The organism is Hydrogenophaga aquatica, assembly GCF_054780915.1.
The window spans coordinates 70,693-90,273 of record NZ_BAAGVK010000028.1 but is presented as its reverse complement, the minus strand read 5'-3'; the positions used below and the strand labels follow the sequence as shown (position 1 = coordinate 90,273).

Annotated in this window: 17 protein-coding genes, 3 tRNA genes and 1 pseudogene; 3 read left to right on the top strand and 18 right to left on the bottom strand. The window is 66.5% G+C overall.

Translation table 11 applies throughout. From position 1 onward, the window contains the following. The 12 genes and pseudogenes from ACYVHH_RS18290 to trpE all read right to left on the bottom strand — a co-directional run. Positions 1–70: pseudogene (locus ACYVHH_RS18290) on the bottom strand (GTP-binding protein); the annotation flags it as partial. A gap of 50 nt (positions 71–120) precedes the next feature. Then, positions 121–195, bottom strand: a tRNA-Thr gene (locus ACYVHH_RS18285). A gap of 54 nt (positions 196–249) precedes the next feature. Beyond that, positions 250–323, bottom strand: a tRNA-Gly gene (locus tag ACYVHH_RS18280). A gap of 50 nt (positions 324–373) precedes the next feature. Then, a tRNA-Tyr gene (locus tag ACYVHH_RS18275) sits at positions 374–459 on the bottom strand. A 13-nt stretch (positions 460–472) separates the two neighbouring features. Further along, on the bottom strand, positions 473–1,207 hold the full coding sequence (locus ACYVHH_RS18270) for a uracil-DNA glycosylase (RefSeq protein WP_460566889.1): 735 nt from the start codon (positions 1,205–1,207) through the stop codon (positions 473–475). 49 nt (positions 1,208–1,256) lie between these two features. Continuing rightward, positions 1,257–2,045, bottom strand: a complete 789-nt coding sequence (gene trpC, locus ACYVHH_RS18265; protein WP_460566881.1) for an indole-3-glycerol phosphate synthase TrpC — start codon at positions 2,043–2,045, stop codon at positions 1,257–1,259. After that, entirely contained in the window at positions 2,038–2,181 is a 144-nt protein-coding gene (locus ACYVHH_RS18260; RefSeq protein ID WP_460566879.1) for a hypothetical protein, read from the bottom strand. Before ACYVHH_RS18260 ends, trpC begins: the two co-directional genes overlap by 8 nt. Before the next feature lie 5 nt (positions 2,182–2,186). Further along, complete coding sequence (trpD, locus tag ACYVHH_RS18255; protein WP_460566877.1) at positions 2,187–3,230, bottom strand: anthranilate phosphoribosyltransferase; 1,044 nt, start codon at positions 3,228–3,230, stop codon at positions 2,187–2,189. A 26-nt stretch (positions 3,231–3,256) separates the two neighbouring features. Next, entirely contained in the window at positions 3,257–3,910 is a 654-nt protein-coding gene (locus ACYVHH_RS18250) for a LysE family translocator (protein WP_460566875.1), read from the bottom strand. 21 nt (positions 3,911–3,931) lie between these two features. After that, positions 3,932–5,026, bottom strand: coding sequence for a low-specificity L-threonine aldolase (gene ltaE / locus ACYVHH_RS18245; protein WP_460566873.1), 1,095 nt, complete (start codon positions 5,024–5,026; stop codon positions 3,932–3,934). Then, on the bottom strand, positions 5,023–5,601 hold the full coding sequence (locus ACYVHH_RS18240; protein ID WP_460566871.1) for an aminodeoxychorismate/anthranilate synthase component II: 579 nt from the start codon (positions 5,599–5,601) through the stop codon (positions 5,023–5,025). The genes ltaE and ACYVHH_RS18240 overlap by 4 nt, the downstream gene beginning before the upstream one ends. Then, complete coding sequence (gene trpE, locus ACYVHH_RS18235; RefSeq protein ID WP_460566869.1) at positions 5,598–7,097, bottom strand: anthranilate synthase component I; 1,500 nt, start codon at positions 7,095–7,097, stop codon at positions 5,598–5,600. The genes ACYVHH_RS18240 and trpE overlap by 4 nt, the downstream gene beginning before the upstream one ends. A gap of 263 nt (positions 7,098–7,360) precedes the next feature. Between trpE and uvrA the strand changes: the two genes are divergently transcribed. Beyond that, positions 7,361–10,438: an excinuclease ABC subunit UvrA gene (gene uvrA, locus ACYVHH_RS18230; protein WP_460566867.1), complete on the top strand. Its 3,078-nt coding sequence runs from the start codon at positions 7,361–7,363 to the stop codon at positions 10,436–10,438. 27 nt (positions 10,439–10,465) lie between these two features. Here uvrA and ACYVHH_RS18225 read toward each other — a convergent pair whose 3' ends face one another. Continuing rightward, a complete protein-coding gene (locus tag ACYVHH_RS18225; protein ID WP_460566865.1) occupies positions 10,466–10,990 on the bottom strand; it encodes a hypothetical protein in 525 nt (174 codons plus the stop codon). Between the two features lie 242 nt (positions 10,991–11,232). Here ACYVHH_RS18225 and gorA point away from each other — a divergent pair, with 242 nt between their 5' ends. Beyond that, complete coding sequence (gorA, locus tag ACYVHH_RS18220; RefSeq protein ID WP_460566863.1) at positions 11,233–12,648, top strand: glutathione-disulfide reductase; 1,416 nt, start codon at positions 11,233–11,235, stop codon at positions 12,646–12,648. A 45-nt stretch (positions 12,649–12,693) separates the two neighbouring features. Then, positions 12,694–14,229, top strand: coding sequence for an AMP nucleosidase (locus tag ACYVHH_RS18215; protein WP_460566861.1), 1,536 nt, complete (start codon positions 12,694–12,696; stop codon positions 14,227–14,229). 11 nt (positions 14,230–14,240) lie between these two features. Here the strand turns inward: ACYVHH_RS18215 and ACYVHH_RS18210 are convergent, their stop codons facing one another. From ACYVHH_RS18210 to ACYVHH_RS18190, 5 genes are all read right to left on the bottom strand, one after another. Further along, on the bottom strand, positions 14,241–14,915 hold the full coding sequence (locus ACYVHH_RS18210; RefSeq protein WP_460566859.1) for a transglutaminase-like domain-containing protein: 675 nt from the start codon (positions 14,913–14,915) through the stop codon (positions 14,241–14,243). Between the two features lie 76 nt (positions 14,916–14,991). Beyond that, positions 14,992–16,218 carry a formate-dependent phosphoribosylglycinamide formyltransferase gene (gene purT, locus ACYVHH_RS18205; RefSeq protein ID WP_460566857.1) on the bottom strand — a complete coding sequence of 409 codons (1,227 nt, stop codon included), beginning with the start codon at positions 16,216–16,218 and terminating at the stop codon, positions 14,992–14,994. 31 nt (positions 16,219–16,249) lie between these two features. Further along, positions 16,250–17,107 carry an archaetidylserine decarboxylase gene (gene asd, locus ACYVHH_RS18200; protein ID WP_460566856.1) on the bottom strand — a complete coding sequence of 286 codons (858 nt, stop codon included), beginning with the start codon at positions 17,105–17,107 and terminating at the stop codon, positions 16,250–16,252. A gap of 66 nt (positions 17,108–17,173) precedes the next feature. Further along, on the bottom strand, positions 17,174–18,043 hold the full coding sequence (locus ACYVHH_RS18195) for an isocitrate lyase/PEP mutase family protein (RefSeq protein ID WP_460566854.1): 870 nt from the start codon (positions 18,041–18,043) through the stop codon (positions 17,174–17,176). 29 nt (positions 18,044–18,072) lie between these two features. Further along, complete coding sequence (locus ACYVHH_RS18190) at positions 18,073–19,581, bottom strand: tripartite tricarboxylate transporter permease (RefSeq protein ID WP_460566852.1); 1,509 nt, start codon at positions 19,579–19,581, stop codon at positions 18,073–18,075.

Here is a 19,581-nt window from a genome sequence, read left to right as displayed (position 1 = left end):
CGTGGTCAACGTGACCAATGGTGCCCACGTTCACGTGCGGCTTGGTCCGCTCGAATTTTTCCTTTGCCATTTTTCAGCTCCGATTTGAAAATTGCCGAAATTACAAACACACCAATGGGATGGTGCCCATGGGCAGGATCGAACTGCCGACCTCTCCCTTACCAAGGGAGTGCTCTACCACTGAGCCACATGGGCATAACAGCCTGACGACTGCTATACGAAAACTTGCCGCAACCTCGAAACCGTTGCTGGAGCGGGAGACGGGAATCGAACCCGCGTCATCAGCTTGGAAGGCTGGGGTTCTACCATTGAACTACTCCCGCATCTGCCTTTTGGCTGACGTGGACCACAGTCCGCTCAACTTCAGTTTCGCTGGTGGAGGAGGCTGGATTCGAACCAGCGTAGGCGTAAGCCAACAGATTTACAGTCTGCCCCCTTTAGCCACTCGGGCACCCCTCCGGCGAGCCATCAATTATGCCACGGTTTTTTGGGATTTTGCACGCCAGTCGATGGGCGCTTCATTTTTTTGCGCCAGCCACGCATTGACGCGGCCAAAATGGCCGCAACCGATGAACGGCACTGGCGGCCGCCGCGCGGACAGCGGCGACGGATGGTTGGCCTGAAGCACCAGGTGGCGGGTCGCATCGACAAGGCCGGCCTTGGCCTGGGCATGCGCCCCCCACAACAGGAAGGCCTTGGCGCGAGGGTGGGCACTGCAGGCGGCGATGAGGGCATCGGTAAGCCCCTCCCAGCCCAGGCGGGCATGGCTCGCGGCGGCACCCTCCTCCACCGTGAGGCAGGTGTTGAGCAACAGCACGCCTTGGCGCGCCCAGCCCGCCAGACTACCGCCTGCAGGCACCGGCTCGCCGGACTCCCGCGAGATTTCCTGGTAAATGTTGCGCAGCGAGGGCGGAATGCGCACACCATCAGGCACCGAGAATGCCAGGCCTTCCGCCTGACCCGGCCCGTGGTACGGATCCTGGCCGAGGATGACGACACGCACGCTGTCGAGCGGCGTGAGGGCCAGGGCCCGCAGGGGCTCTGGCGGGTAAATGGTGGCGCCGGCATCCAGGCGCGCCGTCAGCGCGGCGAGCAACGCCCTGCCGGGCGCAGAGTCCCAGTACCGCTGGAGCAGCGGCTGCCAGCTGGCGTGCGCGCCCCAGACGGCAGGGTCGGCGGAGGTCAGGCGCGCCGGTGCACCCGGCATGGCGGCGCGGGGGGCGTCACCCCAATCGAACGCAGACTGGGTCACGGTGTCAGAAGAACAGCTCGGCCAGGGCTTCGCCGGGCTCGGGTGCCCGCATGAAGGCCTCGCCCACGAGGAAAGCGTTCACCCCGGCGTCGCGCATGCGCTGCACATCGGCACGGCTGAGGATGCCGCTTTCCGTGACGAGCAGGCGGTCGGCGGGCACGTCTGGCAGCATGCCCAGCGTGGTGTCGAGCGTCACCTCGAAGGTGCGCAGGTTGCGGTTGTTGATGCCCACCAGCGGTGTCTTCAAGCGCAGGGCGCGCTGCAGTTCGTCGCGGTCGTGCACTTCCACCAGCACCGCCATGTTCAAGCCGAGCGCGATGGCCTCAAGGTCGGCCATCTGGGCGTCGTCCAGACAGGCGGCAATGAGCAGGATGCAGTCCGCGCCCATGGCGCGGGCTTCATAGACCTGGTAGGGGTCCACCATGAAGTCCTTGCGCAGCACCGGCAGGTCGCAAGAGGCGCGCGCCTGCTTGAGGTAGTCTGCGCTGCCCTGAAAGTACTGGCGGTCGGTCAGCACAGAAAGGCAGGCCGCGCCATGCTCTGCGTAGCTTTGCGCGATGTCGGCGGGAATGAAGTTTTCGCGCAGCACACCCTTGGACGGACTGGCCTTCTTCACCTCGGCAATGACCGCGGGCTGCCCGGCATCGATACGGCGGCGCAGGGCGCCTGCGAAATCACGGGTAAGAACGCGGGTTTCGGCGTCGTAGCGCACGTCGGCCAGCGAGCGGCTTTTGAGGGCCTGCGCGATTTCCTCGCGCTTGGTGGCCACGATCTTGTTGAGGATGTCACTCATCTTTGTGTTTTTCCTGCGGCACGGGCGGCGCGCCGTTCTTGAGTATGCGCACGAAGACGCGGTGCATGACAACACCCGCGATCACGAACACGGCGGACACGCCGAGCGCAATCCAGGTGCCGGGGTCCTGCCACATTGCGCTCAGGCAGACAGTTCGTGGGCCACGCTGACGAGCTGGTCAAGCTTGGCCTTGGCCGCGCCGGTGGACAAGGCCTGGCGCGCCAGCGCGATACCCGCCTCCATGCTTTCGGCGACGTTGGCGGCATAGAGCGCCACGCCGGCGTTGAGCAGCACGATGTCGCGCGCGGCGCCGGGTTCGTCGTCCAGAACCCCCAGCAGCATGGCACGGGATTGCTCGGGCGTTTCGACCTTGAGGCTGCGGTTGCTGGCCATGGTGAAGCCGAAGTCCTCCGGGTGGATCTCGTACTCCTCGATCTGGCCGTTCTTGAGTTCGCCCACCAGGGTACCCGCACCCAGGCTGACCTCGTCCATGCCGTCCTTACCGTAGACGACCAGCGCGTGTTCAGCGCCCAGTCGCTGCAGGGCGCGCACCTGTATGCCGACCAGGTCGGCATGGAACACGCCCATGAGGATGTTCGGCGCGCCCGCCGGGTTGGTGAGCGGCCCGAGGATGTTGAAGATGGTCTTGATGCCCAGCTCCTTGCGCACCGGCGCCACGTTCTTCATGGCCGGGTGATGGTTGGGCGCGAACATGAAGCCGATACCGACACGCCGGATGCATTCGGCGATGGCCTCGGGCTTGAGATTGATGTTGACGCCCAGGTTCTCCAGCACGTCGGCGCTGCCGGACTTGCTGGACACGCTGCGCCCGCCGTGCTTGCTGACCTTGGCACCCGCCGCCGCCGCCACAAACATGGAGCAGGTGGAGATGTTGAAGGTGTGCGAGCCGTCGCCGCCCGTGCCCACGATGTCCACCATGTGCGTGCGGTCGGGCACCTCCACCTTGGTGGAGAACTCGCGCATCACCTGAGCGGCCGCCGTGATCTCGCCGATGGTTTCCTTCTTGACGCGCAAGCCGGTGATGAGCGCAGCCATCATCACGGGCGACATCTCGCCACCCATGATCAGACGCATGAGGTGCAGCATCTCGTCGTGGAAGATTTCGCGGTGCTCGATGGTGCGCTGCAGGGCTTCCTGCGGGGTGATCTTGTGGGTATGAAGCATGAGTGATCTCCGTAGACGTGGTCTGGTCACTGGGCGGGATTGTCGGTCATGGCCAGTTTGAGGCCAAAGCCGACGAACATGAAGCCTGCGGCGCGGTCCATCCAGTGCATGGCGCGCTGCACGGTGCCCACACGCCGCGCAGCCCAGCCTGCGAGCCAGGCATAGCCCACATTGATGGGCAGCGAATTGAGGTTGAACAACAGCCCCAGCAGCAGGAAGGCGAGCACCTTGTCAGACGCGTCAGGCGCGATGAACTGCGGCACGAAGGCCAGGAAGAACAAGGCCACCTTGGGATTCAGCACGTTGGTGAGAAAGCCCCGGCGAAACACGCGGCGCAGGTCGACTGGTGCAGTCGCCGTCTGGTGTTCGACAGGGATGACGGACGTGCCGCTGCCCTTGGCCAAAAGCAGCCTGACCCCCATCCAAACCAGGTAGGCCGCGCCCAGCCACTTGAGCACTGTGAACGCCGTGGCCGAGGTGGCCAGCAGGGCACTCACGCCGAGCGCCGCCGCCACCACGTGGACGAAGCAGCCGCTGACAATGCCGAGGGCCGCCACCACGCCCGCACGCACTCCATGCCTGAGCGCATGGGTGACGATGTACAGCACATCAGGCCCCGGAGTGAGATTGAGCAGCCAGCCGGCGGCGATGAACATCAGGAGTTGCGGTGCGTCGGGCATGGGGTCTCCTGTGAGGTCGCGTCAGTAGACGGCCGTGCCTGGCGAGTGCTGCGCGGCCGCACCGGCAGCGCCTGGGGCGGCGAAAAAGCCGCGTATGCAGTCCAGCGCACGGTCGATACCGGCCGCGTCTACGTCCAGGTGTGTAACAAACCGCAGGCCGATGAGCCCGGTGGCGAGCACGCCGTGGGCCTTGAGGTGATCCAACAACGCGGGGCCGCGTCCATCAGCCACATCCAGGAACACGATGTTGGTCTGGGCGGAGCGCACGCTCAGGCCGGGGATGCCTGCCAGGCCGGTAGCCAGGCGCTGTGCATTGGCATGGTCCTGCGCCAGCCGGTCCACGTGGTGGTCTAGCGCGTGCAGCGCCGCCGCTGCCAACAAGCCCGCCTGGCGCAGCCCGCCACCGGCCATCTTGCGAAGGCGGCGCGCCCGGTCGATCAACTCGCGCGAGCCACACAGGGCCGATCCGACGGGCGCCCCCAGCCCCTTGCTGAAGCAGACGGAGAGGCTGTCGAAATGGTCGGCGATCTCGCGCACGCGCTCTAAGGGTGTCTGTCCGGGCGCTGCGGTGGCCACGGCGGCGTTGAACACGCGGGCGCCGTCCAGATGCGTGGACAAACCCTTGCCGCGTGCCAGTTGGGTGGCTTCCCGGAGGTAGGCATCCGGCATGGGGTGGCCGTTCCAGGTGTTTTCCAGGCAGAGCAGACGCGTGCGGGCGAAGTGCGGGTCGTCGGGCTTGATGGCGGCTTCGATATCGGCCAGGCTCATGCGGCCCGAAGCGTCCTGCAGCAAGGGCTGCGGCTGCACGCTGCCGAACACGGCCGCGCCACCGCCTTCGTAACGGTAGGTGTGGGCGAGCTGGCCAACGATGTATTCGTCGCCCCGGCCGCAGTGCGCCAGGATGCCGCAGAGGTTGCTCTGCGTACCCGAAGGCATGAAAAGCGCAGCCTCTTTGCCGGTGAGGGCAGCGATGCGTTCCTGCAGCAGGTTGACCGTGGGATCGTCGCCAAACACGTCGTCGCCCAGGGGCGCGGCCATCATGGCCTCGCGCATGGCGGCCGTGGGACGGGTCACCGTGTCGCTGCGCAGATCAACAATAGGCTGGGATGCACTCATGCCTGTTCCAGGAAGTTGCGCAGCATGGCGTGGCCGTGCTCCGTGAGGATGGATTCGGGATGGAACTGCACCCCCTGGATGGGCAGTTCGCGGTGGCGCACGCCCATGATTTCGCCGTCGTCGGTCCAAGCTGTGACCTTGAGTTCTGCCGGGCAGGTGGCGCGCTCGATGGCCAGCGAGTGGTAGCGGTTGACCATGAATTGGCGCGGCAGGTCGGCAAACACGCCCTCTTGCGTGGTGGTGATGATGCTGGTCTTGCCGTGCATCAATTCCTGCGCACGCACGATGTTGCCGCCGAAGGCCGCGCCAACACTCTGGTGCCCCAGGCACACCCCCAGGATAGGCAGCTTGCCCGCGAAGTGTTTGATGGCCGCCACGGAGATGCCTGCCTCGGCGGGCGAACAGGGGCCCGGAGAGATGACCAGCCGGTCCGGCGCATGCTGGGCAATGCCCTCCAGCGTGATCTCGTCATTCCGGAAAACCTCGACCTGGGCGCCCAGCTCGCCGAAGTACTGCACGATGTTGTAGGTGAACGAGTCGTAGTTGTCCACCATGAGGAGCTTCAGGCGTTTCATTCCAGGCCCTCCTCGACCAGTTCGCTGGCGCGCAGCACGGCGCGCGCCTTGTGTTCGGTTTCCCTCCATTCCAGTTCGGGCACCGAATCGGCCACCACACCGGCGGCCGCCTGCACGTGCAACAGGCCGTCCTTGACGACGCCGGTGCGGATGGCGATGGCCACGTCCATGTCGCCCGCGTAGCTGAGGTAGCCGCAGGCGCCGCCATAGACGCCGCGCTTGACGGGCTCCAGTTGATCGATCAGCTCCATGGCATGGACCTTGGGCGCACCGCTGAGCGTGCCCGCCGGGAAAGCGGCGCGCAGGACGTCCATGCTGGTGAGGCCGGGCTTGAGGATGCCCTCGACGTTGCTGACGATGTGCATGACGTGGCTGTAACGCTCGACCGCGAAGGCCTCGGTCACCTTGACGCTGCCAATCTCGGCGATGCGCCCGATGTCGTTGCGCGCCAGGTCGATCAGCATCACGTGCTCGGCACGCTCTTTCGGATCGGCCAGCAGGTCTTTCTCGGCTGCCTGGTCCTTCTCGGGCGTGGCGCCGCGCGGGCGGGTGCCTGCCAGGGGGCGGATCGTCACCTTGGTGCCTTCGGCGGTGCGCTCCTGCCGCACCAGGATTTCGGGCGAGGAACCGACCACGTGGGCGTCGTCCAGGTGGTAGTAGTACATGTAGGGGCTGGGATTGAGCGTGCGCAGGGCGCGGTACAGGCTCACCGGGCTTTGCGCGTAGGGCTTGCTGATGCGCTGGCCCATGACGATCTGCATGAAATCGCCCGCCTGGATCAGGCCCTTGGCGCGCTCGACCGCTTGCAGGAAGTCGGCCTTGGCGTAGTCGCGCTGCTCGGGCTGGTGCGGCATGGCGTGGACTTCGGGCACTTGCACCGGCACGTGCAGTCGCGCCTTCAACTCCGCCAGGCGCGCCTGCGCGCGCTCGTAGGCATCGGGCTCGGACGGGTCGGCATACACCATCAGGTGCAGCTTGCCGCTGAGGTTGTCGATCACGGCCAGCTCTTCGCAGTGGAGCAGCTGGATGTCGGGCATGCCGATGGTGTCGGGCGGGCAGCTGTTTTCCAGCTTCTTTTCGATGTGGCGAACGGTGTCGTAGCCAAAGTACCCCGCCAGGCCGCCGCAGAAACGCGGCATGCCGGGGCGCAGCGCGACCTTGAAGCGGCGCTGGTAGGCCTCGATGAACTCCAGCGGGTTGCCCGCGACGGTCTCGACGGTCTGCCCGTCGCGCACCACGTCCGTTCGTGCCTGGGCGCCAAAGCCGGAGGCGCGAAGCGACACGCGTGCAGGCAGTCCGATGAAGCTGTAGCGCCCGAAGCGCTCCCCCCCCACCACGGACTCCAGCAGGAAGCTGTTGCGCCCGCCGTCCTGCACGTGGGCCAGCTTGAGGTAGAGGGAAAGCGGGGTTTCGAGATCGGCAAAGGCTTCCGCCACGAGGGGTATGCGGTTGTAGCCCTGGCCAGCCAGGTCGAGGAATTCGGTCTCGGTGATCAAGTGGAGCCTCCTGAAGCTCACTCCCCGCCAGGCGCGGGGCGTTTCATCCAATGCTTGCCCCCCAATGAGCGGGGGGCGCGAGAAGCGCGGCAAAGTGTGGGCCGCGCAGCGGGAAAACCCGCAAAAGGTCAGCGCGCAGTCTTTGGCTTACGCCAGGGCCAAGCCTCCCGGCCGCATTGCGAGGCCAGGCGAGCTGTGGAAGTGCCGCTTTGGATGAACATGCGGACAAGTGTAGCAAACCTGCACGACGCGCCACAAGACACATGCCTGCGCTGGACCCGCCAGCGTTGGGCGGGCTATCATGGCAGGTTGCCTTTGACGCACCCGACCCCGTGAAAGAACCCAAACAAGCCCCCGCTGGCGCCTACCTGGGCGACGCCTGGCGCCGCCCGACGCTGAGCGTGCGCGGCGCACGCACGCACAACCTCAAGAACATCGACCTGGACATCCCCAAGCACGCGCTGGTGGTGATCACCGGTCTGTCGGGCTCGGGCAAGTCCAGCCTGGCTTTCGACACGCTGTACGCCGAAGGCCAGCGCCGCTACGTGGAGAGCCTGTCGGCCTATGCCCGGCAGTTCCTGCAACTGATGGACAAGCCCGACGTGGACCTGATCGAAGGCCTGAGCCCGGCGATCTCCATCGAGCAGAAGGCGACCAGCCACAACCCGCGCTCCACGGTGGGCACGGTCACCGAGATCCACGACTATCTGCGCCTGCTTTTTGCCCGGGCAGGCACGCCCCACTGCCCCGAACACGACCTGCCGCTGCAGTCCCAGACCGTGAGCCAGATGGTGGACCACGTGCTGGCCCTGCCCGAGGACACCCGGCTGATGGTGCTGGCCCCGATTGCGCGGGAGCGCAAAGGCGAATTCGGCGAAACGCTGGCCGAACTGCAGGCGCAGGGCTACGTGCGCTTTCGCCTGAACGGCGAGGTAATCGACGCCGAACGGCTGCCCGCGCTGAACAAGAACGAGAAGCACGACATCGACGTGGTGGTGGACCGGCTGAAGGTACGCCCAGATGCCCAGCAGCGCCTGGCCGAAAGCTTCGAGGCCGCGCTGCGGCTGGCCGATGGCAAGGCGCTTGCGCTGGAAATGGACAGCGGCGAGGAGCACCTGTTCAGCGCGCGTTTTGCCTGCCCGCTGTGCAGCTACGCCATCAGCGAGCTGGAGCCGCGCCTGTTTTCCTTCAACTCACCCGTGGGCGCCTGCCCGGCCTGCGACGGCCTGGGGCAGACCGAGGTGTTCGACCCCACACGCGTGGTGGCCTTCCCGTCGCTGAGCCTGGCAGGCGGCGCCATCAAGGGCTGGGACCGCCGCAACGGCTACTACTACGCCATGGTGGAAAGCCTGGCTGCGCATTACGGCTTCGACCCCGAATCCCCCTGGGAAGGCTTGCCCGCCCATGTGCAGCATGCCCTGCTCTACGGTTCTGGTGAAGATGAGATCGCGTTCACCTACGTGATGGACTCCGGCGCCTCGGCAGGCAAGAAGATCAGCAAGCGCCACCCTTTCGAAGGCATTGTGCGCAACTTCGAGCGCCGCTACCGCGAGACCGACAGCGCCACCGTGCGCGAGGAGCTGGCCCGCTACCGCGCCACCCAGCCCTGCCCGGCTTGCGCCGGCACGCGCCTGCGCAAGGAAGCACGGCACGTCTTCGTGGGCAACGGTGATCAGCGGCGCCCCATCTATGACATCAGCCACGTGACGCTGGCCGAAGCGCAGGCCTATTTCGCCCAGCTCAAGCTCAGCGGGGCCAAGGCCGAAATCGCCGACAAGGTGGTGCGCGAGATCGCGTCGCGCCTGAAATTCCTCAACGACGTGGGCCTGAATTACCTGAGCCTGGACCGCAGTGCCGAAACCCTCAGCGGCGGCGAGGCGCAGCGCATTCGCCTGGCCTCGCAGATCGGCTCGGGGCTGACGGGCGTGATGTACGTGCTGGACGAGCCCAGCATCGGTCTGCATCAGCGCGACAACGACCGCCTCATCGACACGCTCAAGCACCTGCGCGATCTGGGCAACAGCGTGCTGGTGGTAGAGCACGACGAGGACATGATCCGCGCGGCCGACCACGTGATCGACATGGGCCCGGGCGCGGGCGTGCACGGTGGGCGGGTGATGGCCCAGGGCACCTGTGCCGAGGTGATGGCCCATGCGGATTCGTTGACCGGCCAATACCTGAGCGGGAAACGCGCCATTGACGTGCCCAGACATCGCACGCCCTGGCTGCCGGAAAAGACCGCCGAACCGGCTGCGCCGCCCCCCGCCAAGAAAGGCCACAAGGCCAGCGCCTGGCCTGCGAAGAAGGCTGCCTCGGCTGCGCCCAGCCCCAGCGGCCTGCAGACGCTGCGCGTGGTGGGCGCCAGCGGCCACAGCCTGAAGCACGTGACCGTGGACTTTCCCGTGGGCCTGTTCACCTGCGTGACGGGAGTGAGCGGCTCGGGCAAATCGACCCTGGTGAACGACACGCTCTACCGCGCCGTTTCGCGCCACCTGTACCGTTCGCACGACGAGCCGGAGGCACACGAGGCCATCGAAGGGCTGGAACACTTCGACAAGGTGATCAACGTGGACCAGAGCCCGATCGGGCGCACGCCACGCAGCAACCCGGCCACGTACACAGGCCTGTTCACAGGCATACGCGAGCTGATGGCCGAAGTGCCGACGGCACGTGAGCGCGGCTACGGCCCGGGGCGCTTCAGCTTCAACGTGGCGGGCGGCCGCTGCGAGGCCTGCCAGGGCGACGGCGTGGTGAAGGTGGAGATGCATTTCCTGCCCGACGTGTACGTGCCCTGTGACGTGTGCCAGGGCCAGCGCTACAACCGGGAAACGCTGGAGGTGCAGTACAAGGGCAAGAACATTGCGCAGATCCTGGACCTGACGGTGGAGCAGGCGCATGCCTTCTTCAGCGCCGTGCCCACCCTGCAGCGCAAGCTGCAGACCTTGCTGGACGTGGGGCTGAGCTACATCCGTCTGGGCCAGAGCGCCACCACGCTGTCAGGCGGCGAGGCACAACGCGTGAAACTGGCCCAGGAACTGAGCAAGCGCGACACCGGCCGTACGCTCTACATCCTGGACGAGCCCACCACGGGCCTGCACTTTGGCGACATCGAACTGCTGTTGAAGGTGCTGCACCAGTTGCGCGACGCCGGTAACACCATCGTGGTGATCGAGCACAACCTGGACGTGATCAAGACCGCCGACTGGATTGTGGACATGGGGCCCGAGGGTGGCTCGGGGGGCGGCACGGTGGTGGTGTGCGGCACGCCCGAAGAGGTGGCCGCACACGCAGGCAGCCACACGGGACGCTACCTGCGCCGCCTGCTGCCCAAGGCGGGGTAAGACACCGCCGCCCGGGCTGGGTGGACGTCAAAGACCAGCCAGGTCCTCGATGGCGTCCACCACCATGCTGGTGCCCACGGCGATCAGCAGGATGTCCGCTGCCACGCGCACGTACTTGTGGCCTGCGGGGGGCGTGCCCAGGCGGATTTCAAGATCACGGGGGATGGGGTACATCACCACGCCTCCTGCCAGCGGCTGTCCAAGCCTCCACTGCTTGGCCTGCCCAGGCGGGAGGCAGCCGTTGTTCTTCTTGGCCAGCCCGGGCGGGCACTTGCCAGCGGCAACCCGGGGCGCGTAGTAGTCGTGCACGGCACGGCGCTGTGCATCACCAAAGTGAATACTCACACCCACCGAAGTGCCACCGACCTGCAGCATCGCGCCGCCCTGGGCGTTGTGCTGCGCAGAGCCGCGATCCTTGTCCCGGCCGCCTTTCTCGTGGCCCTTGCCCTGCTCCAGCCACTCGGGCTTGCCCGCCCAGGATGGCGAGGCGGCGAGCAACGCGGAACTGACAGCAAGGGCCATGACGGCCGCACGGTTCAATACGATGTTCAAGACATCCTCCTTCAGGTGAAACAGTCAGCCGGATGCTAGCAGCGCTGCCCGCCGTTGGCACGTCCATATGTAAGCGCCTGCAAGAAACACCGAGACTCCAGTCACGAACGGATACAAGTCCGGCGCTAAAACCGGCCAGGAACGCGGGCACGCCGCAGGCATCCGGCACACCAGGGCGAATTGGCTGACAATCCTGCGATCACGGGGCGCAGCCCAAGCCCCTTTCAGCATCTGAAACAAGCATGAGCCATTTCGACTTCGAATTTTTCGTGATAGGCGGCGGCAGCGGCGGTGTGCGCGCGGCACGCATGGCGGCGCAACGTGGTGTGAGGGTGGCGCTGGCCGAAGCCCTGGGCACCGACGGACTGGGCGGCACCTGCGTCAACGTGGGCTGCATTCCCAAGAAGCTGTACAGCTACGCCGCACATTACGCCGAAGCGTTCGAGGAATCCCACGGCTTCGGCTGGCAGGGCGACGCCCCGAGGCTGGACTGGGCCGTGCTGAAGGCCCGCCGCGCTCAGGAGATTGCCCGGCTCAACGGGGTGTACGCCAACCTGCTGCGCGGCTCCGGGGTGACCTTGCTCAATGGCTTCGCGCAACTGCTGGACGCGCATACCGTCCGGCTGGCCACGCTCAACGCCGACGGCTCGCCCGGGCACCAGACACTCACGGCCGAGCACATCCTGGTGGCCACCGGGGGCACACCGCACGTGCCCCACTTCCAGGGACGCGAGCACGTCATCACGTCGAACGAGGTGTTCGACCTGGAGCCCTTTCCCCAGCGTCTGCTGGTGGTGGGCGGCGGCTACATTGCGTGCGAGTTCGCGTCCATCTTCAACGGCCTGGGCGCGCGGGTCACGCAGCTGTACCGGGGGGAGCAGGTGCTGCGTGGCTTTGACGACGAGATCCGCCATTTCGTGGCGGGAGAGATGATCAAGCACGGCGTCGACCTGAGGCTGAACGCGGGGGTGGTGAGCATTCACCGCGAGGACGACGGCCTGCACGTGCTGCTGGAAGACGGCAACCGCCTGGTGGTGGACGCCGCGCTGTACGCCACGGGGCGCGTACCCAATGTGCAGGGACTGGGGCTGGACACCGTGGGCGTGGCGCAGGGTGCGCAAGGCGCCATCGTGGTGGACGAGCACTACGGCACCAACGTGCCGAGCATCCACGCGCTGGGTGACGTGACGGCGCGCGTGCAGCTCACGCCCGTGGCACTGGGCGAAGCCATGAAGCTGGTGGATCACCTCTTCGGGGCGGCGCCCGGCAAGCCCCCGCGCGACATGAGTTACGACCTGATCCCCACCGCCGTGTTCACCCACCCCAACATCGGCACCGTGGGGTTGACGGAGGCGCAAGCCCGCGAGCAGTACGGGCGGATCGCCGTGTACCGTTCGGAATTCCGCGCACTGAAGCACACACTGAGCGGCAGCCAGGAGCGCACGTTGATGAAGCTGCTGGTGGACTGCGCCACCGACCGCGTGGTGGGCCTGCACATGGTGGGCGCGGAAGCGGGCGAGATCGTCCAGGGCTTTGCCGTGGCCATGAAAGCCGGTGCCACCAAGGCGGTGTTCGACAGCACCATCGGCATACACCCCACTGCGGCGGAAGAGTTCGTGACCATGCGCGAGCCCGCGCGCCTGCTCGGGGTGGACTGACCACCCACCGGGGTGGCTGTGCACGAGTTGACACACAATAGGCGCATGCACGATAGCCCCGAATTCACCCCGCCCCAGCGCTTTCAAGAACCTGCTGCCGCGCTGGCCCACGTTCAAGCGCTTTACCAGCGCGCCGTGGACCACCTGCGCAACGCTATGCAGCGTTTTGTCCAGTCGCCGCTGCCCGCGGCGGGCGAGCCGGCAGGCCATGTCAGGGCTTGTTACCCCTTCGTGCGCCTGCACACCCACAGTGCCACACGCCTGCCCGCCACCGCTGGCAACGCCCGGCTGAGCTACGGCTTCGTGGCCGGGCCAGGCCGCTTCGAGACCACGCTGACCCGCCCCGACCTGTACGCCGACTACTACCTGGAACAGTTCCGCCTGCTGCTGGACAACCATGGCGGCGAACTGGAGGTGGGCGTGAGCAACCAACCCATTCCTGTGCATTTCGCCTACGCCGAGCACGACCACGTGGAAGGCGAGCTGACCGCAGCCCACCGCGCCCTGCTGCGCGACGTGTTCGACCTGCCCGACCTGACCGTGATGGACGACGGCATTGCCAACGGCACGCACCAGCCGGGTCCTCACGAGCCGCAGCCGCTGGCACTGTTCACCGCGCCACGCGTGGACTATTCGCTGCAGCGCCTGCGCCACTACAGCGGCACGGCACCGGCCTGGTTCCAGAACTTCGTGCTGTTCACCAACTACCAGTTCTACATTGACGAATTCATCAAGCTGGGGCACGCCGAAATGGCCCGTGCCGACAGCGAGTACATCGCCTTCGTGGAGCCGGGCAACGTGGTGACGCTGCGCCAGGGCTTGAGTGCCGACGCGTTGCGGCAGATGCAACCGCTGTGGAACGGTGAGCCCGGCGTCGAGCCGCCGCGCCTGCCGCAGATGCCGGCCTACCACCTGCTGCGGGCCGACCGCACCGGCATCACGATGGTCAACATCGGCGTGGGGCCCAGCAACGCCAAGACGATTACCGACCACATTGCCGTGCTGCGCCCGCACGCCTGGCTGATGCTGGGCCACTGCGCGGGGCTGCGCAACAGCCAGCAACTGGGCGACTACGTGCTGGCCCACGCCTACGTGCGCGAGGACCACGTGCTGGACGAGGAACTGCCGCTGTGGGTACCCATTCCTGCATTGGCCGAAATTCAACTGGCGCTGGAAGGGGCCGTGGCCGATGTGACACAGCTCAAGCCCGGCGAACTGAAGCGCGTGATGCGCACCGGCACCGTGGCCAGCACCGACAACCGCAACTGGGAGCTGCTGCCCGACAACACGCCGCAGCGGCGGTTTTCGCAGTCGCGCGCGGTGGCGCTGGACATGGAAAGCGCCACGATTGCGGCGAATGGCTTCCGCTTCCGCGTGCCCTACGGCACCCTGCTTTGCGTGAGCGACAAGCCGCTGCACGGAGAGATCAAACTGCCCGGCATGGCCAACGCCTTCTACCGCGAGCGTGTAGACCAGCACCTGCGCATCGGCATCCGTGCCGTTGAACGGCTGCGCCAGGGCGGTGCCGACCAGCTGCACAGCCGCAAGCTGCGCAGCTTTGCCGAGGTGGCGTTCCAGTAAGGCGCGCCCGCTCAGCGGGTCTCGCGCTCCACGTCCTGCTGGAAGCTGGCGTCACGCAGCGCCGACGCATCGCGCCACAAGGGGTAATGGGCCGCGAAGTCGGCGGTGATGCGCGCCAGCGGCATCTCATCGAACGCGCCACGCTGCGCCACGTATTCCATGTGGCGGTTGCCCGCCTTGTCGAAGGGGTGGTAGATGGAGTCGTTGTGGCCGTCGAACTCCAGCGGCAGCAGGCCGAAACGCTCGCACAGCTCGATGTTGAACGCAGGCGTGGCCTTGACCCACTGGCCGTCGAGCCAGATGTCGGTATAGCCGTGCCAGACAAACAGATCGGTTTGCAGGGTCTGACGCAGGCGTTCGGTGCTGAGGTGGTTGCGCACGTCCGCATAGCCCACGCGTGCTGGGATGCCTGCCGCGCGGCACACCGCCGCCAGCAGGGCCGCCTTGGGCACGCACCAGCCGTAGCCCTTGGCTATGACGCTGCTGGCACACATGTGCTCTGGCGACAGGTCGATGCGGTAGGGGTCGTAGCGGAAGCCGTCGCGCACGGCCAGGTACAGCGACACGGCGCGTTCGCGATCATTTGCCCCTTGCGCGTGCTGGCGCGTGAAGGCCTGCACGGCTGGATGATCGCTGTCGATGAGAGGGGAGGCGGCCAGCGTGGCCGGGCCGGGGCGTTCGCTCATGGTTTGTCTCCTGCACGGCCAGTGTGCCAGAGGCCAGCAGCGCTTGCAGTCACGAGGGCGGCAAGCCCCCGGCCCCTCAAACCACGCGCGGCTTGACCTTGGACGCGGCCAGCTTGGCATTGGCACGGGCTGCGTCGGTATCTGCGCCGCGCGCCAGCGCCACACCCATGCGGCGCTTGGTGAAACTTTCGGGCTTACCGAACAGACGCAGGTCGGCGCCTGGCACGGCCAGCGCTTCATCCACACCATCGAACACAATGCCTTGCGCGTCGACACCACCGTAGATGACGGCGCTGGCCCCGGGGTTGCGCAGCGAAGCGTCCACCGGCAGGCCCAGGATGGCGCGGGCATGCAGTTCGAATTCGCTCTGCCACTGGGTGGCCAGCGTGACCAGGCCGGTGTCGTGCGGGCGCGGGCTGACTTCGCTGAACCACACCTGCTCGCCTTTGACGAACAGTTCCACGCCGTACAGGCCCAGGCCTGCGGGCTCACCGTTCAGGCCCTGGCCCAGGTTGTCCGTCACGGCCTTGGCGATCTGGCGGGACTTTTCCAGCGCCACCGGGTGCATGGGCATGGGCTGCCAGCTTTCCACATAGTCGCCGCTGACCTGCACGTGACCGATCGGGTCGCAGAAATGGGTTTCGATCTGCCCGCTGGCGCCGCGCGCACGCACGGTGAGCTGGGTGATTTCGTAGTCGAAGTCGATGAAGCCTTCGACGATGACGCGGCCATGGCTGACACGCCCACCCGCCATGGCGTAGTCCCAGGCCTTCTTCACATCGGCCGGGCCGTCGATCTTGCTCTGGCCCTTGCCGGAACTGCTCATCACCGGCTTGACGATGCAGGGGTAGCCAATGCCCGCGTCGATGGCGGCCTGCAGCTCTTCAAGCGAGTCACAGAACTTGTACGGGCTGGTGGGCAAGCCCAGCGTTTCGGCAGCCAGACGGCGGATGCCCTCGCGGTCCATGGTCAGGCGCGCGGCGCGGGCCGTGGGCACAACCTTCACGGTGCCGGCGGCCTCCAGCTCCTGCAGCATGGGGGTGGCGATGGCTTCGATCTCGGGCACCACCAGGTCGGGCTTTTCCGCTTCGATCAGCGCCTTGAGCTGGGCCGGGTCGCTCATGGTGATGGTGCGGGCGTGGTGCGCCACCTGCTGGCCGGGCGCGTTGTCGTAACGGTCCACGGCAATGGTTTCCACCCCCAGGCGCTGCAGGGCGATGAGCACCTCCTTGCCCAGCTCGCCGGAGCCGAGCAGCATCACTTTGGTGGCGGAAGGTGACAGAGGGGTGCCGAGAGTGGTCATGGTGTTCGCCGGTGGAAGTTGAAAAACAGGTTCAGGCAGCCTGGCCCATGGCTTCGCCCATGCGGACGGCACGGGCCGGCGCCCAGTCGGGGTTGAACTGCAGAAGGTCTTTGGGGAATAGCATGACGACGGTGGACCCCAGCAGGAAACGGCCCATCTCCTCGCCCGCGCGCAGGTCGATGGCCATGTCGCCGTAGCGCCATTCGCGCACCTTGCCCGGGCGCGGCGGGTTGACCACACCGTGCCACACGGTGGCCATGCTGCCTACGACGGTGGCCCCCACGAGCACCAGCACAAAGTCAAAACGGCGCTCACCCAGGCGGCCTTCAAACACGCAGACCACGCGCTCGTTGCGGGCAAACAGGCCCGGCACGCCACGCGCCGTGGTGGGGTTGACCGAGAACAGTTCGCCCGGCACGTGGATCATGCGCTTGAGGCGGCCCGCGCAGGGCATGTGGATGCGGTGGTAGTCGCGCGGGCTGAGATAAAGCGTGGCGAAGGCGCCGTCCTGGAACTGCGTGGCCAGTTGCGCGTCGCCGCCCACCAGCGCGGTGGTGCTGTAGCGGTGGCCCTTGGCCTGGAAGATCTGGTCGTGCTCGATGGCGCCGAACTGGCTGATGGCGCCGTCCACCGGGCAGAGAAAATCGGCATGGGCCAGCGGGCGGGCACCCGGCTTGAGCGCGCGGGTGAAGAAGTCGTTGAACGTGGCGTAGCGGGTGATGTCGGGCTCGGCCGCCTCACTCATGTCCACGCCATAACGCGCCACGAAACGGCGGATGTTGGACTGCGTGAACCCGCCCAGCGGCCGGCGCGCCAGGGCCCCTGCCATGGCGGTGAGGGCCCGTTTGGGGAGCAGGTACTGCGGCAGCACGGCCAGGCGGTCGGACACGGTTCTTCCTTGAGGGCAAAGCGGCGATTTTACCGGCGCCCCCGCTTGACAGCACAGACCCGTGGCTCACGGGTACCGGCTCTCCAGTGCATCGAATTCGTGCTTTTTCACCAAGGCCTGGCGTTCGGCGAACGTTGCCACCAATTCCTCCAGTTCAGGAAGTGCGCCATCTCGCTTCAGATGGCCGAGCGCATTCATCATGCCGCGCACGGCACCCTGCAACGCAGCGTTCGCGTACAACACGATCGCAAAACCCATGGATCCCAGAGCCTCGGCGGTCAGCGCGGGAGTTTTGCCACCGATCACAACGTTCACAATTTGCGGCACCGCAAGCTCCGTGGCAATGCGGCGCAACTCATCCACTCCGGTGGGCGCTTCCACAAAGGTGATGTCGGCGCCGGCATCCGCATAGGCCTGCGCACGCTCCAGCGCATCGTCCAGCCCGTTCGCAGCGCGGGCATCGGTGCGGGCGATGATGAGCACATCCTCGCTGTGTCGCGCGTCGACCGCCGCCTTGATCTTGCCCACCATCTCGGTGCGCTCAATCACCTGCTTGCCGGCGAAATGGCCACACTTCTTCGGCGCAACCTGATCCTCCAGTTGCACGGCGTTGGCGCCTGCTCTCTCCAACGTGCGCACCGTATGCCGAACGTTGAGCGCATTGCCAAAACCCGTGTCGGCATCCACGATCAACGGCAACGCAACGACATCCCGGATCGCGGCCGTGTGTGCGGCCACATCGTGCAGGCTCATGAACCCCAGGTCAGGCAAGCCGTAGAAATGGTTGGTCAAGCCGGCGCCACTCAGGTACACCGCCTCGAACCCCATCGACTCGATCACCCGTGCCGCCAAGGCATGACCTGCGCCAGGCACCAGCATCCCACGTCGATGGCTCAATTGCTCACGAAGCCATCGGCCTGGGTGCTGTGTCTGCATGTCACATCTCGGGTGCGCGCCAGCTGCCATCAGGCCACGGCCGCAGTGCGGCGGCGACCAGCCAGCAAGCGCAAGACCATCGGCACCACCAACATCAGCAGAGCGGCGGTCCACAGGCCCAGGGAGATCGGGCTTTCGACCAGGATGGCGGCGTCGCCGTTGCTGATGGACAAGGCGCGGCGCAGGTTCTGCTCCATCATGTCACCGAGCACGAAACCCAGGATCAACGGGGCCATGGGTACGCCCTGCTTGCGCAGCAGGTAGGCCACCACACCGAGTACCGTCATCAGCACCAGGTCGAAGGTGGTGGCGTGCACCGCGTACACGCCCACACTGCTGACGGCGACGATGCCGGGCACCAGCAGCCAGTTCGGCACGCTCAGCACTTTGGTGAACACGCCCACCAGCGGGATGTTGAGCACCAGCAGGATCACGTTGGCCAGGAACAGCGAGGCGATCAGGCCCCACACCAGATCGGGCTGCTGGGTGAACAGCGCCGGGCCGGGCGTGATGTTGTAGAGCGAGAGCGCGCCCACCATCACCGCCGTGGTGCCCGAGCCGGGCACGCCCAGCGTGAGCATGGGCACGAAGGAACCGGTGGCGGCCGAGTTGTTGGCCGCCTCGGGCGCGGCCACGCCGCGGATGTCGCCCTTGCCGAAGGTGCCTTCCTTGTCGGTCAGGCGCTTTTCCATCGAGTAGGTCATGGCGCTGGCGATGGTGGCGCCGGCCCCCGGCAGCACGCCCACCACGAAGCCCACCACGCTGGAGCGCAGCGTGCCCCACCAGGTCTGCGCCATTTCCTTCAGGTTGAAGAGCATGCGCCCGGTCTGCGTGACCATGCCGCTGTTGCTGTGGTGCGCCTGCAGCATGAGCAGCAGCTCGCTGATGGAGAACACGCCGATGACCACGACGACGAACTGGATGCCGTCGGAGAGGTGGACATCGCCGCCGGTGAAGCGGTAGACGCCGGAGTTGGAATCGAGGCCGATGCAGGACAGGGACAGGCCGATGAGGGCCGCCAGCCCGGCCTTGACCGGAGCGTCACCCATCAGGCCGGCAATGCAGGCGAAGGCAAAGCACATCAGCGCGAAGTACTCGGCCGGCCCGAAAGACAGCGCCCAGCTCGCCAGCAGCGGGGCGAACAGCACGATGCCCAGCGTGGCCACGACGGAGCCGACGAAGGAACTCCAGGCCGAGATGGACAAGGCCACGCCGCCCAGGCCCTTGCGCGCCATGGGATAGCCGTCGATGGCCGTCATGATGGCGCCCGCGTCGCCGGGCACGTTGAGCAGGATGGAGGAGATGCGGCCGCCGTATTCGCAGCCGATGTAGACGGCGGCCAGCAGGATCAGCGAGGTCTCGGCCGGCAGTTTCATGGCAAAGGCCAGCGGCATCAGAATGGCCACGCCGTTGATGGGCCCCAGGCCGGGCAGCAGCCCGACGACGGTGCCGATGAAGCAGCCGAAGGCGGCGATCAGCAGGTTGGTGGGGCTCAGCGCAACGCCGAAGCCGTCCATGAGGTGTTGCAGGACTTCCAT

What these genes read in the sequence shown, in the direction of transcription:
- ACYVHH_RS18270 (WP_460566889.1), bottom strand. Translation starts at nt 1,207, where the DNA reads ATGCCGGGTGCACCGGCGCGCCTGACCTCCGCCGACCCTGCCGTCTGG.
- trpC (WP_460566881.1), bottom strand. Translation starts at nt 2,045, where the DNA reads ATGAGTGACATCCTCAACAAGATCGTGGCCACCAAGCGCGAGGAAATC.
- ACYVHH_RS18260 (WP_460566879.1), bottom strand. Translation starts at nt 2,181, where the DNA reads ATGTGGCAGGACCCCGGCACCTGGATTGCGCTCGGCGTGTCCGCCGTG.
- trpD (WP_460566877.1), bottom strand. Translation starts at nt 3,230, where the DNA reads ATGCTTCATACCCACAAGATCACCCCGCAGGAAGCCCTGCAGCGCACC.
- ACYVHH_RS18250 (WP_460566875.1), bottom strand. Translation starts at nt 3,910, where the DNA reads ATGCCCGACGCACCGCAACTCCTGATGTTCATCGCCGCCGGCTGGCTG.
- ltaE (WP_460566873.1), bottom strand. Translation starts at nt 5,026, where the DNA reads ATGAGTGCATCCCAGCCTATTGTTGATCTGCGCAGCGACACGGTGACC.
- ACYVHH_RS18240 (WP_460566871.1), bottom strand. Translation starts at nt 5,601, where the DNA reads ATGAAACGCCTGAAGCTCCTCATGGTGGACAACTACGACTCGTTCACC.
- uvrA (WP_460566867.1), top strand. Translation starts at nt 7,361, where the DNA reads ATGCCTGCGCTGGACCCGCCAGCGTTGGGCGGGCTATCATGGCAGGTT.
- gorA (WP_460566863.1), top strand. Translation starts at nt 11,233, where the DNA reads ATGAGCCATTTCGACTTCGAATTTTTCGTGATAGGCGGCGGCAGCGGC.
- ACYVHH_RS18215 (WP_460566861.1), top strand. Translation starts at nt 12,694, where the DNA reads ATGCACGATAGCCCCGAATTCACCCCGCCCCAGCGCTTTCAAGAACCT.
- ACYVHH_RS18210 (WP_460566859.1), bottom strand. Translation starts at nt 14,915, where the DNA reads ATGAGCGAACGCCCCGGCCCGGCCACGCTGGCCGCCTCCCCTCTCATC.
- purT (WP_460566857.1), bottom strand. Translation starts at nt 16,218, where the DNA reads ATGACCACTCTCGGCACCCCTCTGTCACCTTCCGCCACCAAAGTGATG.
- ACYVHH_RS18195 (WP_460566854.1), bottom strand. Translation starts at nt 18,043, where the DNA reads ATGCAGACACAGCACCCAGGCCGATGGCTTCGTGAGCAATTGAGCCAT.
- ACYVHH_RS18190 (WP_460566852.1), bottom strand. Translation starts at nt 19,581, where the DNA reads ATGGAAGTCCTGCAACACCTCATGGACGGCTTCGGCGTTGCGCTGAGC.